Raw genomic sequence first — 14,832 nt, forward strand, 5'->3', positions numbered from 1 at the left:
TCTTCGGACGACGGTCTCAGACCGTGGAGGAGAGGCCGCGCAGGGTGTCGAGCACCTCTCGGTCGGAGACCTGGCCGAAGTCCGCGTACCACTGCCCCACCGACTCGAAGTTGTGCGGCTGGTGCAGGCACATGAGGTCGTCGGCCTCCGCCTGCAGTTCCACGACGCTGCGCGCAGCGCAGACCGGTACGGCCAGAACCAGCCGTCCGGGGTTCTGGCGGCGCAGATGGCGCAGCGCGGCGCGCGCGGTGATGCCCGTGGCGAGGCCGTCGTCGACCAGGATGACGCTTCGGCCCTGCACCTGAGGTTCGGGCCGCCCGCCACGGTAGAGCTCGTCGCGACGGTGCAGTTCGAGCCGTTCCATGGCCACCTCCGCCGCGAACTCCGACTCGTCCAGCCCCAGGACTTCCAGCGCCAGGCGGTCGAAGACGGGCGGATCCTCGCCGACGATCGCCCCGATGCCGACTTCCGGTGCGCCCGGGGCACCGATTTTGCGGACCACGAGGACGTCCATGGGTACGTGCAGGGCACGGGCGACCTCCGCGGCGACGGGCACGCCGCCACGAGGCAGAGCGAGCACGACGACGTCAGTGAGGTCACCGTCCGCCGCCCATTCCAGGAGCCTGACGCCAAGCTCCTGGCCGGCGTGCCGCCGATTGTCGAATCGCATGGCGTCCCTCCTAGCGGCCGGCGTCCGAGGTGCGTGAACCCGGTTCCGCCATCCTCCGGTGCGCAACCGCCTTCACGCTGTCAGGGAGCACCCTGCTGGCGAGCCCCTGGACCTTGGTCCTGGCAGAACCCGCGACGAGCTTCTTCCTCCCGGCCATGAGCGCCTCGAAACCCTGCCGCGCCACCAGCTCGGGATCGTCCTTCGGCCGCCGGCCGACCTTTGTGTCCTCCATCCCTGCCCGGTGGAAGAACTCCGTGTCTGTCGGCCCCGGCATGAGTGAAGTGATCGTCACACCCGTGTCCTTGAGCTCGTTCTGCAAGGCCTGCGCGAACGACTGGATGAAGGACTTCGAGGCGTTGTACACGGCCTGGTAGGAGCCGGGCACGGTCGAGGCGATGGAGGAGGTGAAGAGCAGCCTGCCCTCGCCCCGGGCGACCATGTCCGGCAGCAGACGCTTCGCGAGCTGCACGGTCGAGGTGATGTTGAGGTCGATGATCCGGAGCTCGGCCGCGAGGTCCGTCTCGACGAACGCCCCGCCCTGGCCGACACCCGCGTTGAGCGCGGCGGCCGCGACCGGCCGGCCCGTGGCCGAGACGACCCGGTACAGCTGCTCCACGCCGCCCTGGGTGGCCAGATCGGCCTGGACCGTCTGGATTCCCACGCCTGCTCCGCTCGCCCGGACCTCGTCCGCCGCGAGGTGCAGTTCGCCGTCCTCCGCCGTCAGTACGAGGTCGAATCCGTGCTCCGCGAATTGCTTGGCCAATTCGAAACCGATGCCGCTCGATGCACCTGTGACGACGGCCAGTGGCCTGGTCTCGTTCATGCACACCGGGTACCCGTCACGACGTACGCAAACGTGCTCCGGCCGACTCGCCGACCGCGCGGGTCAGGTGCGTTCCAGCTGGGCGAGCAGGCTGCTGTCGAGGTGCGAGAGCAGATCTGCGGGGTCACGGTAGACGACTGCCGCTCCGGCGCCCTCCAGGTCGGCGCGCGCGATTCCTCCCGACAGCAGGGCTACGGCGCGGACGCCCGCATTCGCCGCCGCCGCCATGTCCCACACCGTGTCGCCGACGAACACCGCTTCACCCGCAGAGGCTCCGGCAAGCTCCAGGGCGCGCTGCACCGGATCGGGCGCCGGTTTGCCCTCGGAGACGTCGTCCGCGCTCGCCGTGCCCTCGATGACATCGTCCGCGTCGACAGCGCGGCGCAGAGCGGCCAGTTCCCCCCCTCCCGCGGAGGTGGCGAGGACGATCCGCCAGCCGCGGTTCGCCAAGGTGTGCAGCAGGTCGCGTGCCCCGTCCAGCGGTGCCAGGCGCTCGGCGTACGTGCCGTAGAGAGCCTTGTGTGTGGCGCTGATCTGCGCGTCCTGGTCGCGGTCCCTGCCGTCGCCCAGCAGATGCGCGATCAGATCGTCGGAGCCGAGGCCGATCGCCCGGTGGATGGCGTGGGTCGATACCCGGTGCCCCGCCTGGCGGAACGCCTCCCACCAGGTCGTCACATGCAGATGGTTCGTGTCGACGAGGGTGCCGTCGACGTCGAACAGTGCCGCGCGCGCCATGTCGTCCTCGCTCTCCGTGCGCCCTATGGCTTCAGCAGTGTCTTGATCATGCCGTCCCGCTTCGCCTGGAACATCTCGTACGCCTTCGGTCCGTTCTCGAGCGGCATCCTGTGCGTCGCGAAGCCCTCCACGCCGAGCACGTCCTTGTCGTCGAGCAGCGGCAGGATGTCGTCCACCCAGCGCTTGACGTTGGCCTGACCCATCCGGAGCTGGATCTGCTTGTCGAACAGGGTCAGCAGCGGCAGCGGGTCGGCCGCGCCGCCGTACACGCCGGACAGCGAAATCGTGCCGCCGCGCCGTACGACGTCGATCGCCGTGTAGAGCGCGCTCAGGCGGTCCACACCGGCGTGTTCCATGAACCGTTCGGCGACGGCGTCCGGCAGCAGGCCGGTGATCCACTGGGCGGCCTTCACGACGGGCGCGCCGTGCGCCTCCATCCCGACGGCGTCGATCACGGCGTCGGTCCCCCGTCCGTCGGTCAGATCGCGGATGGCGTCGCCGAGCCCCTTTCCGTACCTGCGCAGGTCCATCGCCGTGATCCCATGGTGTGCGGCCCTCGCCAGCCGGGTCGGCACCAGGTCGACGCCCAGGACCAGGCGGGCGCCGCGGTGCAGGGCGACGCGGGCGGCCATCTCACCGATCGGCCCGAGGCCCAGTACGGTGACCGACCCGCCGGGCGGGATGTCGGCGTACTCGACCGCCTGCCACGCGGTGGGCAGCACGTCGGACAGATATACGAAACGCTCGTCGGGAGGCCCGTCCGGCACCTTGATCGGAAGGCTGTTCCCGAAGGGGACCCTCATGTACTCGGCCTGCCCGCCCGGCACCTGGCCGTACAGCTTGCTGTAGCCGAACAGCGCGGCCCCCGTGCCCCGCTCGCGGACCTGCGTGGTCTCGCACTGCGACTGCAGGCCCTGCTCGCACATGAAGCAGTGCCCGCACGAAATATTGAAGGGGATGACGACCCGGTCGCCGGGGGCGAGGGAGGTCACCTCCGGACCTGTCTCCTCGACGATGCCCATGGGTTCGTGCCCGAGGATGTCTCCGGGGTCCAGATACGGGCCCATCACCTCGTACAGATGCAGGTCCGATCCGCAGATGCCGGTGGATGTCACCCGCACGATGATGTCTCCCGGATCCTTGATGTGAGGGTCGGGCACGGTGTCCACCCGCACGTCCCGCTTTCCCTGCCATGTCAGCGCGCGCATGCCGTCCTCCTGTCACGGTGATGGTTCCGGCGCACTTCGGGTCCCCCGAGGGCGTCTCGTTACACGTGGGCTGCGCACCACGACGACGTGCCGGTCCCCGTTTCATCCCTGCGGATCTGGACACCCGAACGCTCCGAGCACTGGATCAAGGTCACGGAGCAAGCCATGAGCCCGAACACAGAACTGCGGGTGGTGGTCACCGGGGCCACCGGCAATGTCGGCACCAGCGTGGTGCGGGCCCTGGCGGATCATCCGCAGGTCGGCTCCGTCCTGGGCCTCGCCCGCAGGATCCCCGAGCTGAGTGTCCCGAAGACCGAGTGGGCCACCGTGAATCTGGCCCGGCTGGAGGACACACATCTGCTCGGGCAGCACTTCGCCGGGGCGGACGCGGTTATCCATCTCGCCTGGCGGTTCCAGCCCACCCACGACCCGGTGGTCACCTGGGAGACGAACGTCCTCGGCTCGCTCGAGGTGTTCAACGCGGCCGCGTCCGCCGGTGTGCCCGCGCTGATCCACGCCTCATCGGTCGGCGCGTACTCACCCGGGCCGAAGGAGGGCCGCGGCGTCGACGAGTCGTGGCCGACCCATGGCTGGCCTGACGCCGCGTACTGCCGCGAGAAGGCCTACCTCGAACGAGTTCTGGACACCTACGAGCGGGACCATCCCGAGGTCCGCGTCGTGCGGATGCGGCCCTGCTTCCTGTTCAAGGAGAGCGCGGCCAGCGAACAGCGCCGCATCTTCGCCGGCCGCTTCCTGCCCGGGCCGCTGTTGCGACCCGAACTACTGCCGTACGTACCGGACTTGAAGGGCCTGCGCTTCCAGGCGCTGCACACCGACGACGCCGCGGAGGCCTACCGCCAGGCTGTGCTGCGCGATGTGCGCGGAGCGTTCAATCTGGCCGCCGGACCGGTGGTCGACGCAGGGTCGTTGGGCGAACTCCTCGACGCTCGCGTGGTGCGCGTACCGCGGCAAGCGGTACGGGCCGTGCTGGCCACTGCCTGGGGGCTGCATGTGGCCCCGGCGTCACCGCACCTGTTCGACGCGGTACTGCGGCTGCCCCTCCTCGACCCCTCTCGTGCGCATGACGAGCTGGGCTGGAAGCCGTCACACACGTCGCTCGAGGCAATCGCGGAATTCCTGCGTGGAGTTCGCCAGGGCAGTGGCGAACCCACGGCTCCGCTCGCGGGCCACAAGGCGCATTGAACCGGACCTCAAAGGTCGCTCGTCCCCCGCGACTCAGGCCGCATCGGCCATGATGCGGCCTCCTCACCCTCCACCATTCGTTCAAACTTTAACTATGCGGGGACCGCCCGCACGCGAAACCGCCGACACCCTCGGACGCGTTGACGTGCGGGGTCACCCCGGCCATCGCACGATGGTGCTGTCCAGGGCGTACTGACGCAGGCGGAGCCACCGGCTCCTGACGAGGGAGAACCGCAATGCGCCACTACCCGCCCATCGCAGACCACGGGATGATCGGGGACCTGCAGACCGTCGCCCTGGTGGCATCCGACGGAGCGATCGACTGGTTCTGCGCCCCGCGATTCGACTCGCCCAGCATCTTCGCCGCCCTCCTCGACAACGAGCGTGGCGGCAGTTTCAGGATCACCGCCGACCACCCGGACGCCCGCGTCACCCAGTTGTACCTCCCCGACACCGCGGTTCTCGTCACCCGCTTCCTCACCGCCGAGGGGGTGGGCGAGGTCGTGGACTTCATGCCGCTGGACTCCCCCGAAACCGCGACGGACCGGCACCGTATGTTCCGGGTGATGCGCGTCGTACGCGGCAGCGTGCGCTTCACCGTGGAGTGCAGCCCTCGCTTCGACTACGGCCGCGCCACGCACGCGCTCAAGCTGACCGAGTCGGGCGACAGCGCCGTATTCACCGGCCCCGGCATCGACCTGCACCTGCAGAGCAGCGCACCGCTGTGGACCGACAACGGCAACGATGTCCAGAGCACCGTCACGCTCCAGGCGGGAGAGACCGCCGCGGTCGTGCTGACCACCTGCGCCAACGGCGGGGAGCCACCCGAGCCGCTCGGCCGCGCCGTGGCGGAGTCCACCTGGCGGTCGACCGTACAGTTCTGGCACAGGTGGCTGCGTACCTCCCGGTACCGCGGCCGCTGGCGGCAGACCGTGAACCGCTCGGCCATCACGCTCAAGCTGCTCACCTACGCCCCCACGGGCGCCCCGATCGCCGCCGCCACCGCCGGACTGCCCGAGCAGGTCGGCGGCGAGCGAAACTGGGACTACCGCTACACGTGGATCCGGGACGCCTCGCTGTCCCTGGGGGCGCTGATCGACCTGGGTTTCACCGAGGAGGCGAACGCCTTCCGCCTCTGGCTCGGCGGGCGACTGGCCGCGGGCGCGACCGGCTCCGGCGAGCCGCTGCAGATCATGTACCGGGTGGACGGGGACCCGCACCTGAGCGAGGAGGTCCTCGACCACCTGGAGGGCTACCTCAAATCCTTCCCGGTACGCATCGGGAACGGCGCGGCCGATCAGCTCCAGCTCGACATCTACGGCGAGGCGGCGTTCGCCCTGACGCAGTCCGGCGGCATCGCGGAGACCGGCGGCTTCGAGGGCTGGCAGGCGATCGCCCGTGTCCTGGACTGGCTGGCCGACAACTGGGACCAGCCCGACGAGGGCATCTGGGAGACCCGCGGCGGCCGCAAGGACTTCACCTACAGCCGGCTGATGTCCTGGGTGGCCTTCGACCGCGGCGTCCGTCTGGCCCGGGAGTACGCGCGCCCCGCCGACCTGGAGCGCTGGACCGCCACCCGCGACGCGATCTTCCTCCAGGTGATGGAGCGCGGCTGGAGCAAGAAGCGCCGGGCATTCGTCCAGCACTACGACTCCGACGTCCTGGACGCCTCACTGCTGCTCATGCCCCTCGTCGGGTTCGTCGCGCCGAAGGACCCGCGCTGGCTCGCCACTCTCGACGCCATGGACCGCGAGCTGGTCTCCGACAGCCTCGTCTACCGCTACGACCCGTCCGCGTCCCCCGACGGACTGCGGGGCTCCGAGGGCACGTTCACCCTGTGCACCTTCCACTACGTACATGCGCTCGCCCGTGCGGGCCGCGGCGACGAGGCACGCTACGCCTTCGAGAAAATGCTCACCTACGCCAACCATGTGGGGCTCTTCGCCGAGGAGATCGGCCCGACGGGAGAGCAACTGGGCAACTTCCCCCAGGCGTTCACCCACCTGTCGCTCATCACGGCGGCGATGGCGCTGGACGAAGCACTCGACAAGGCCGAAGCCCGGGAGCCGTAGCCGACTCGTGAGCTATGTTTCACGCGTGGGACGAGAAGGAGGCACACCGGTGCCATCAGGGCAGCAGGCACGAGCGCAGGCGGCTGCGATCACGCCGGGACAGCAGTCTCCGGACACCGAGGCGGCCCCCACGGACAGGGTCCTCGCACTGTTCGGCGGCCACCGGCTGTCGCCCGCCCAGCGGCGCATCGCCCAGTACCTGGTCGACCACCTCACCGAAGCGGCGTTCCTGTCGATCACGGAGCTCGCGGAGCGCGTGGGGGTGAGCCAGCCGTCGGTGACCCGCTTCGCCTCGTCCTTGGGTTTCAGCGGCTTCCCCGCGCTCCGCGAGGCGCTCCAGCCCATCGCGCTCAGCGCGGTCGCCCGTCACCCGGACACGCGCGAAGAGATCCGCCGCAATGAGCTGCAGGCCGCTGTCGACGCCGAGATCGAGAACCTGGAGAGCCTGCGGCGCCTGCTCGCCGACCCCAACCAGATCCTGGACGTCGGCCGCGAACTTGCCCGGTCGACGCCGCTGACGATTCTGGGCCTGCGGATCTCGGTGTCCCTGGCGGAGTACTTCGCCTACGCGGCGAGGCGGATCCACCCCGATGTGCGCCTGGTGACCCGCGGGGGCAGCGTCGCCTACGACGCGCTGCTCCAGTCGCGGGAGGCGGGCGGGACATGGGTGCTCGCCTTCGCGATGCCGAGGCACGCCAATGAGACCCTGGCGGCGATGCGGGCCGCCCGCAGGACGGGGCTGCGCGTCGCGCTGATCACCGACCTGACACTCGGGCCGCTGGTGGACGAAGCCGATGTGGCGCTCACCGCGGGCACCGGATCCCGGCTCGTCTTCGACTCGTATTCGGCGCCGGGGGTGCTGTCCGCAGCCGTCCTGCAGGCCATGGCCGACGCGGATCCGGGGCGTACGCAGGTGCGGCTCGAGGGGTACGAGCAGGCCGCGGAACAGCACAACTTCTTCCTCGAGGACTGACGCGGACCGGCGCGCACCGGTTCAGCCGCGGCATCACAACCCGTGCATGAAATTTTTCATACTCTTGCTTACTCAACGGTATATATATTTACTGCACCTGGTGACCGCCGGTGCGCCCCGAAGCCGCGAGCAAGTTTCAGCCCTTCCCGAAGGAAATTCCGCAGGCCACATGACCGAACACCCAGGGACGACGCTCCCTCCTCACGTCGCCCCATGGTGTTCCACCCGGGCGCTCCGCTTCTCGCGGACACCCGTGGCGGCCCTGGTCAACCCCTGGGCCGGGGCCGCCAAAAACCTCCACCCTCAGAGCCCGCACGCATCGCATCCGGAAGGGACGACGATGTCCTCCCAGATCTACACACCGCTCAGCCCGGACTGGCCTTGTCAGGTCAAGGCCCCCGGCAGCCACGACTGGGAGCGCACGGCGGCACGCTGGCTGCGAGACCTCCTGCCGGCCCGCTACGCCGGCTACTCGACGCTCACCCGCCACCACATCCTTCTCGCGCGCCATGCGCAGCTCCAGCTGCAGCACGAGATCCGGGCCGTGCGGGTCGCGCTGCAGACCAGCAGAGCGGAGCTGCCCACCCTCGGAGTGTCCGACGCGATCATCGAGAGCACCATCAGGCTGTACGCCATCGAGCTGGAGCAGCTCAACCGGCTCGCCCGCGGCGTCCGGCTCATCACCGAAGCCCTCCTGGCGGGCACGGATGTCCAGCGCAGGCGGTCACACGCCTAGCGTTCAGTGCAGGCGGTCACACGCCCAGGAGCGCGTCAACCTCCACTCCCCTGCCCCACCCCGGCAACCCGCGGCTCCACGGGGGTTCACCGCGCGCGGCTCAGGCGGGTCGGCTACCTTCATTACGGCCGACAGCCTGCCGGGCACGGATCGTACTTCTCCGACCCCCCAGGGTCAGGCAAATCGGCTGATTTGCGCGCTACCAACGGCGCCCCCGTCCACCATGCTGGGCGGGGGCGCCGTTCCGGGCTGAGAGCCGCTGGCAACGGGAGGCAACGGGTGTCAGGTTTGGTGCAAGCCCCCGACCGCGACGGGAAGCTGGCATACGAGGAGTGGGGGGACCCCAAGGGGTACCCGGTATTCCTGCTGCACGGCACGCCCGGCAGTCGGCTTGGGCCCCGCCCCCGGACCTTTGACCTGCACAAACTCGGGATCCGCCTGATCGCCTACGACCGCCCGGGGTACGGGGATTCGGACCGCCACCCCGGCCGGAGAGTCGCCCACGGCGCGAAGGATGTCGCCGCCATCGCCGACGCGCTGGATCTTGAGCAGTATTCGGTGGTCGGCCGCTCCGGCGGGGGGCCGCACGCACTGGCGTGTGCGGCACTGAACCCCGACCGGGTGGCGAGCACCGCCGCGGTGGTCACTGTGGCGCCGCCGGACGCCGAAGGCCTGGACTGGCTGGTCGGCATGGCCGATTCCAATGTGATGACGTACAGCATGATGGCCCGGCACTCGCCGGATCTCACCCAGGTGGGCGCACTTCTCGCGCGCAACGCCGACGCCATCCGAAGAAACCCGTCCTCCCTCCTCAGCTCTCTGATGGGGGAGATGCCCGATGTGGACCGTCTGGTTGTCGAGGATGCCGGGATCCGTGACCTGCTTCTGCTCAACTACCTTTCCGCTGTTGGTGAGTTGACCGGACGGGAAGCGGAGCTGGAGGATCCGCCGGAGCCGGCGGGCTGGGTGGACGATCTTGTGTCCTTCCGCGAGCCGTGGGGCTTCAGGCCTGAGGACATCGAAGGCGTACCGGTCCTGCTCTGGCACGGCGAGCAGGACGTCTTCTCCCCCGTCAGCCACTTCCGCTGGCTGGCGGACCGGATTCCCGGAGCGACCGCCGTACTGCAGCCCTCGGCCGCCCACTTCGCGGCGCTGCCGGCGCTGCCGCGGATCCTGGCCTGGGTCCGCGACAGCGCAGCTGCGCTCAGATCGGGTGCGGCTCCAGCTCCAGACCACTGCGCTGCCAAGACCGAAGAGCCACCGTCTTCGGATGGTCGGCGCCGAGCCGTTTGATCATCTCGGCCAGGGCCTCGTCGCGCCTCGCCTCGGCCGCACTCGGCTCACCGAGTTCCCGCAGCAGTACGGCAAGGTTGCCCGCGCACACCAGACCGGCGGGGTGGCTGGACTGCAGGACTTCTCGCAGCTGGTCGAAGACCGCTTCGTACGTCCTGCGGGCCTCCTTGCGACTTCCCTGCTCCGCCTGCGCGTTGGCGAGGTTGACCCGGCAGACAAGGACGTGCGGGTGGTTCTCCCCGAGGAGTTCGGTGAACGCGGCCACCGCCTGGTCCGCGAGAGCCTGGGCTTCGGCGGCCTTACCGGCGCCCAGCAGATGCACCGCGTAATTCGCTGAGCAGGCGACCGTGTGCGGGTGGTCCTCGCCGAGGCTGCGCCGGAGGTCGTCCAGCACCGCGCGCCCCAGCTCCAGAGCCTCAGCCGTCCGGTCCAGCGCCATGAAATCGCTGGCCAGGCTCATCTTCAGCAGCAACCGCTCCGGCGAATCCCCGCCCTCGCCCTCCGGCGTGTACTTCAGGACGTTGCGGGTGAACTGCTCCGCCTCGCCCGGCCGTCCCGCACGGCGCAGCGAACCGGCCAGCCCCTTGACGGTGTTGAGGACGGTGGGCGCGCCCTCGGTGAGTTCGAGGTTGCGCAGGCAGCGGTCATGAGCCTGCTTGAGCAGGCTGACGGAGCCCGCGTAGTCGCCGCACTCCCGCAGATCACGCCCAAGGTTGACGGCCGACTCGATGGTCAGGGGGTGGTCGGGGAGGAGGATCTCCTCGCGGGTCTCGAAGGTTTTGCGGTCCAGATCGCGTGCCGCGTAGTAGTCGCCGGAAACCGACAGGGAGACCGCGAGGTTGTTGGCCGCGGTCAGCGTGCGCGGGTGGTCATCGCCGTAGACGGCGCTGTATCTCTGATGGGTCTCCCGGTCATACGCCAGCGCTTCGTCGAAGCGGCCGAGACCCCGCAGATCGGCGGCGATGCTACTGGTCGTCATGAGGACGTGCTGGTCGTCCTTGTCGCCGAGGACGGCGAGCTGCCGCTCCAGAACTTCCTCGTCCAGGGCCAGCGACTCGTCGTACTTACCCTGTGCCCGCAGGATGTTGCCGATCTGGAACTTCATGTGCAGCATCCAGCGCTCGTCGGTGTCTCCCGCCGCGCTCCACTTGGCCACGCACTTCTGGCAGCGCTCCATGGCCTGTGCGAATTCCCCGCGGCGGCGCAGCTGGCGGACTCGGTCGACGAGAAGCTCTCGCACACCGTCGTCGGGCGTGGTCATTGCCCAGGGCGTGCCGAGGTGCGGCCAGAGGATCCGGTACTGGTCCCAGGTGTTGGGGTCCTCCGGGTCGTCCTTCCCCGGCCGGGCCGCGACCAGCGCGCGGTAGACCGTTTCACGTGCTTCCCGCTGCTCCTGCTCGGTCATGCTGTTGCGCATGGAGAGCTGGACCAGCCGGTGTACCTGGACGCTTCTGGCCTTGCGGTCGACGCGGATGAGGGCGAAACGGCTCAGCTCCTGGTAGGCGCGGGACACAGTCCGGCTGCCGCCCAGGGTTCGGGCGATCTCGACGCCTTCCAGCAGGTCCATGGAGATGGGCTCGGGGCTGAAGTACGAGCACAATTGGAGCAGCCGTACCGCGGGTGGGTAGTTCTCCTTGAGTCGGTCGATGGCGAAGTCCCAGGTGCCGCCGGTCGCGTTGGTGAGATCGGCGATCTGGTCGCCGTGGCCGCGGTCTTCGGCACCGGCCGTCGGCACCTGGAGCAGCCTGATGTACTCGCGGGCGCTCAGGCCGGTCTGCTTGATGCCTGCCGCGGCCTGCTCGACAGCGATGGGCAGGTCGCCCAGGGCTTCGGCGACCAGGTTGGCCTCCTCCGGGCCCCAGTCCGGGAGCCTGCGGCGCAGGTGGCTGACGCTCTCGGGGCGGCTGAAGACGCCGATCTCGACGGTCTCGGCGTAGCGGCCCCAGCCTTCGGAGCGCTGGCTGGTGATCAGGACGTGTCCCGAACGCCCGCTCTTGAGGATGTCGGGCAGGTTCCCCGCCTCGTCCGCGTTGTCGAGGATCAGCAGCCAACGGTGGTACGGCTCCCCCAGGTCGAGGGCTTCCCGTACCGCTCGCGCCGTCTCGGTGAGGTTCTTCCGCTCGGGCAGACGGAGCGACCGGGCCATCGCCGCGTACTGCCCGACGGCGAGGTCGGGCTGCTCGGCCTGAATGTGCCACACGACGTCGTAGTCGCCCTTGTAACGGTGGGCGAATTCCTGCGCGAGGAGCGTCTTTCCGACTCCGCCCATGCCTCTGAGGAGGATGGCTTGATTCCCAGTCCGCAGCCGCTCTCTGATGGTCTCAAGGAGTTCGGTGCGGCCGGTGAAGGAGGTTGTGCGCAACGGAACCGACCAGACGGGCGGCTCGGCGCCCGGATAGCGCGGAGCCAGCCGGTCCGGGCCGGTGAAGTGGGCGCGGGGCTGCGGCAGGGGAGCTGCGTCGAAGGCCCGCAGCAGGATCTCCCTGGCGGCCTCCTCGGTGTCGCAGCGGGTGAGGTCGGCGAGTCGCTCGGTGAAGGGTGCGCTCACCGGCACATCCTCGATCCGTACGGGCACCAGGTGCCGGCGGTTGCCGAGCTTGTCCGGCGAGAAGACCGTCTCCCATGTCGTCCTGAAACGGGAGGAGCGGAGATAAGCGCCGGACAGCACGGCGAGGGTGTGGGAGGTGGACTCCACGCCGCGTTCGGTCTCGGCCTTGAGCCGGGCGCCCTCGTCGGTGCCCTCCTGGGCCAAGTGCACCCGGAATTCGGCGGCTTCGAGCACGGCACGGATCCAGTCGGCCCAGGTGCGGTCCTGCGGGACATAGCTGATGTACACGTCGGACACGTCGAGGGGCCGACGGCGGGTGTACTGGTCGAGATAGCGCTGGCGCAGCCCCTCCTCCATACGCGGCATCGAGGTCACCTCGCCGTCGGAGACGACCGCGGTGAGCCGTTCGTAGGCGGCGAGCAACGTGGAGGGATTGCCGGGGGTGTCGCGGAAGGGAGCCAGCAGTTCCTCGTACGAATACGAGGGCCGGTAGGGGATCTCGACCTTGCCCCAGTAGTCGTGCGGGGCGATGGTGCTGTGCCTGCCGAGGATCCTGCCGAATCGCAGCCGGATCTGGCCACGGGCGGCGTCGAGCCGGTCGGCCTGGCCGTTGGTGTCCTCGACTCGCATCGGTACGGGCAGGATGCGGATGTTCCGGAAGCTGTACATCGCGTCGATGCGCTCGGCGACCGCGGCCGCTCCGTCGATGCTCTGGCTGCTGGGGGTGAAGCAGGAGACCAGCGTGTGCGGCAGATTGACGGTGCAGATGTCGGAGATATCACTCAGGCCGGTCCGGCTGTCGATGAGAACGTAGTCGTAATTCTGGACGAACTCACACTTGAGGGACTCGATGAATTCCGTCGCCAGCGGGCCGTCCATGAACGGCTTCCAGTCGAACTGCGAGAAAGCGCTCAGATAGCCCTTGTTCTTGGTGCCCGCCGGGAGGTAATCGAGCCTGCCGTTCTCGGGGAATGCCCAAATGACCGGAATGACACAGTGGTTGAAGCGGGCCCGTTCGGCGACCCATGCCTCGTCGACGACCGCGGCCCGCTCGTGGGTGTCCCAGCCCGGGTACTGCACCTCGGCGAGCCGCTGCTGCTCCAGCAGTGCCTGGCTGAAACGGCTGACGAGGTCGAGCACACCCGGTGTGGTGAGGAGCTTGTCCTGGTCGAGAAAGGGATGCAGGAAACGGTCGAGGCCAGGGGCGTCGAGGTCCCAGTCGACCACCAGCACCCGTTTCCCGGACGACGCGAGGATCCAGGCGGTGTTGGCGAGTGCCATCGTCCGTCCCGTACCGCCCTTGTACGAGTAGAACGTGATGATCCTGCCCGCGTCCTCGCCGGTCATGGCCTGGCCTCCGCGCCGCCCTCGTCGGTGCCGAGTCCGTCGGCACCGACCCCCGGCAGTCTCCCCGCCATTGTGCTCCGCGGGGACGATTGCGGCTGAATGTACCTCAGATAACGCATGTAGGCGGACTCCGCCAACTCACCGAACCACAAGGCAAATGCGTCGGCCGTGACAAGGCCCCGCACAGCGAACTGCTGTCCCATTCTTCCCTCCCTCAAATAGCGGGGGAAAGCGGATTCCAGAAGTCCGCGTAGCCGTTCGGAATGTTCCTTGGTCTGCGGGTCGTCGTCCGCGAGGGCGGTCAGCACAGCTGTCCAGGGCCGGTATGCCTCGTCGAAGGCGCGGGCCTGGCGGGCGACCTTGGCATCGTGCAGCGCCCAGGGGTCCACAACGAGGATCCAGGGCGCGGCCGGTGTGTCCGTGCCCCGCAGTTCGACGAGGGTCTTGTCGAACGACACCACCTCGGGGTCGAAGCCCAGATTGCGGGCCAGCTCCGTGACCTGCTCGGCGACCGGACCGCCCGCCACCGGGCCGTACGGCCGCCAGTCGAGCGGACGCGGGCCGTAGCGCGCGGCCTCGCGGCCGAGCGGCAGCCGCTCCTCGGACGGGGCCAGCACGGTGATCCGCAGCGGCGGGCTGGGCGGCGTCGCCGCGAACGCGTCCGGCAGCCGGGCCAGTCCGGCCGGATCGAGGGGGCCCGGCGCCCAGGTCCCGGCAGCCGCGGCGGTGGCGATGCGCTGCGCGAGCCATTCGGTGACCTGGAGGGCCTGGCCCTCCTCCAGGTCCAGCAGCTGGTGCAGCCCCATGGCCGCGTAGGCCTCCTCCGCGTCGCCCGTTCCTTCCGGAACCGCAGGGGTGTCCTGGACCGCCGTAGGCACCGAGGCGGCCGGATAGGGCGTCCACAGCACGGGCACGATCCGGGGAGCGGTCCCCGGCGCGGTCCGGTTCGTGACGGCGGTCCACTGACGGCCGCACAGCGAGTCGGTGAAGTACCGCTTCGAATACAGCGGGACGAACACCCGACAGCCGGTCAGCGCCCGTACGGACTCATCTCCCGGGGTGCCCGGCTGCTCGACGAAACCGGCCTTCGCCTTCGGCACTCCGGCGTGCGTCGCGACCCTGTCCCGCAGCTTCTCGTAGAAGTCGAAGACGAGCCTGTCGGGGTTGTGCCCGGTGCGCCGGTCGCCCGGGATCCGTGCGTAACTCAAGAAGAAGAGCGGCATC

General features: G+C 69.3%; 11 protein-coding genes. 5 read left to right on the forward strand and 6 right to left on the reverse strand.

Going from position 1 to position 14,832, the window contains the following annotated elements:
• Nucleotides 1–16 precede the first annotated feature (16 nt).
• The 4 genes from ACZ3H8_RS16835 to ACZ3H8_RS16850 form a co-directional block, all read right to left on the reverse strand.
• Complete coding sequence (locus ACZ3H8_RS16835) at nt 17–670, reverse strand: phosphoribosyltransferase (protein ID WP_467402359.1); 654 nt, start codon at nt 668–670, stop codon at nt 17–19.
• 10 nt (nt 671–680) lie between these two features.
• Nucleotides 681–1,493 (reverse strand): SDR family NAD(P)-dependent oxidoreductase, encoded by an 813-nt coding sequence (locus ACZ3H8_RS16840; protein WP_467402361.1) that lies wholly within the window; start codon nt 1,491–1,493, stop codon nt 681–683.
• Nucleotides 1,494–1,556: 63 nt separating this feature from the next.
• A complete protein-coding gene (locus tag ACZ3H8_RS16845; protein WP_467402364.1) occupies nt 1,557–2,228 on the reverse strand; it encodes an HAD family hydrolase in 672 nt (223 codons plus the stop codon).
• A 23-nt stretch (nt 2,229–2,251) separates the two neighbouring features.
• A complete protein-coding gene (locus tag ACZ3H8_RS16850; protein WP_467402365.1) occupies nt 2,252–3,436 on the reverse strand; it encodes a zinc-dependent alcohol dehydrogenase in 1,185 nt (394 codons plus the stop codon).
• A 165-nt stretch (nt 3,437–3,601) separates the two neighbouring features.
• On the opposite strand from ACZ3H8_RS16850, the gene ACZ3H8_RS16855 reads away from it, so the two are divergent.
• The 5 genes from ACZ3H8_RS16855 (at nt 3,602) to ACZ3H8_RS16875 (ending at nt 9,713) form a co-directional block, all read left to right on the forward strand.
• Complete coding sequence (locus tag ACZ3H8_RS16855; protein ID WP_467402368.1) at nt 3,602–4,639, forward strand: SDR family oxidoreductase; 1,038 nt, start codon at nt 3,602–3,604, stop codon at nt 4,637–4,639.
• A gap of 236 nt (nt 4,640–4,875) precedes the next feature.
• The gene (locus tag ACZ3H8_RS16860) at nt 4,876–6,711 is read left to right on the forward strand and encodes a glycoside hydrolase family 15 protein (RefSeq protein WP_467402370.1); all 1,836 of its coding nucleotides are present in this window, start codon (nt 4,876–4,878) and stop codon (nt 6,709–6,711) included.
• A gap of 49 nt (nt 6,712–6,760) precedes the next feature.
• Nucleotides 6,761–7,684, forward strand: a complete 924-nt coding sequence (locus ACZ3H8_RS16865) for a MurR/RpiR family transcriptional regulator (protein WP_467402371.1) — start codon at nt 6,761–6,763, stop codon at nt 7,682–7,684.
• A gap of 340 nt (nt 7,685–8,024) precedes the next feature.
• Nucleotides 8,025–8,420: a hypothetical protein gene (locus tag ACZ3H8_RS16870; RefSeq protein WP_356226079.1), complete on the forward strand. Its 396-nt coding sequence runs from the start codon at nt 8,025–8,027 to the stop codon at nt 8,418–8,420.
• Nucleotides 8,421–8,699: 279 nt separating this feature from the next.
• Nucleotides 8,700–9,713, forward strand: coding sequence for an alpha/beta fold hydrolase (locus tag ACZ3H8_RS16875; RefSeq protein WP_467402374.1), 1,014 nt, complete (start codon nt 8,700–8,702; stop codon nt 9,711–9,713).
• On the opposite strand, the gene fxsT is transcribed toward ACZ3H8_RS16875, so the two are convergent.
• Both fxsT and fsxC read right to left on the reverse strand, forming a co-directional pair.
• Entirely contained in the window at nt 9,625–13,608 is a 3,984-nt protein-coding gene (gene fxsT / locus ACZ3H8_RS16880; RefSeq protein ID WP_467402376.1) for an FxSxx-COOH system tetratricopeptide repeat protein, read from the reverse strand. The genes ACZ3H8_RS16875 and fxsT overlap by 89 nt on opposite strands.
• Nucleotides 13,605–14,831, reverse strand: a complete 1,227-nt coding sequence (gene fsxC / locus ACZ3H8_RS16885; protein WP_467402377.1) for an FxsC protein — start codon at nt 14,829–14,831, stop codon at nt 13,605–13,607. The genes fxsT and fsxC overlap by 4 nt, the downstream gene beginning before the upstream one ends.
• Nucleotide 14,832 lies beyond the last annotated feature (1 nt).

This window comes from Streptomyces sp. NPDC002868 (genome assembly GCF_055563295.1).

Excerpts from the sequence above, each read along its gene's own strand:
- ACZ3H8_RS16835 (WP_467402359.1), bottom strand. The coding sequence starts at position 670 with ATGCGATTCGACAATCGGCGGCACGCCGGCCAGGAGCTTGGCGTCAGG.
- ACZ3H8_RS16840 (WP_467402361.1), bottom strand. The coding sequence starts at position 1,493 with ATGAACGAGACCAGGCCACTGGCCGTCGTCACAGGTGCATCGAGCGGC.
- ACZ3H8_RS16845 (WP_467402364.1), bottom strand. The coding sequence starts at position 2,228 with ATGGCGCGCGCGGCACTGTTCGACGTCGACGGCACCCTCGTCGACACG.
- ACZ3H8_RS16850 (WP_467402365.1), bottom strand. The coding sequence starts at position 3,436 with ATGCGCGCGCTGACATGGCAGGGAAAGCGGGACGTGCGGGTGGACACC.
- ACZ3H8_RS16855 (WP_467402368.1), top strand. The coding sequence starts at position 3,602 with ATGAGCCCGAACACAGAACTGCGGGTGGTGGTCACCGGGGCCACCGGC.
- ACZ3H8_RS16860 (WP_467402370.1), top strand. The coding sequence starts at position 4,876 with ATGCGCCACTACCCGCCCATCGCAGACCACGGGATGATCGGGGACCTG.
- ACZ3H8_RS16870 (WP_356226079.1), top strand. The coding sequence starts at position 8,025 with ATGTCCTCCCAGATCTACACACCGCTCAGCCCGGACTGGCCTTGTCAG.
- fxsT (WP_467402376.1), bottom strand. The coding sequence starts at position 13,608 with ATGACCGGCGAGGACGCGGGCAGGATCATCACGTTCTACTCGTACAAG.
- fsxC (WP_467402377.1), bottom strand. The coding sequence starts at position 14,831 with ATGCCGCTCTTCTTCTTGAGTTACGCACGGATCCCGGGCGACCGGCGC.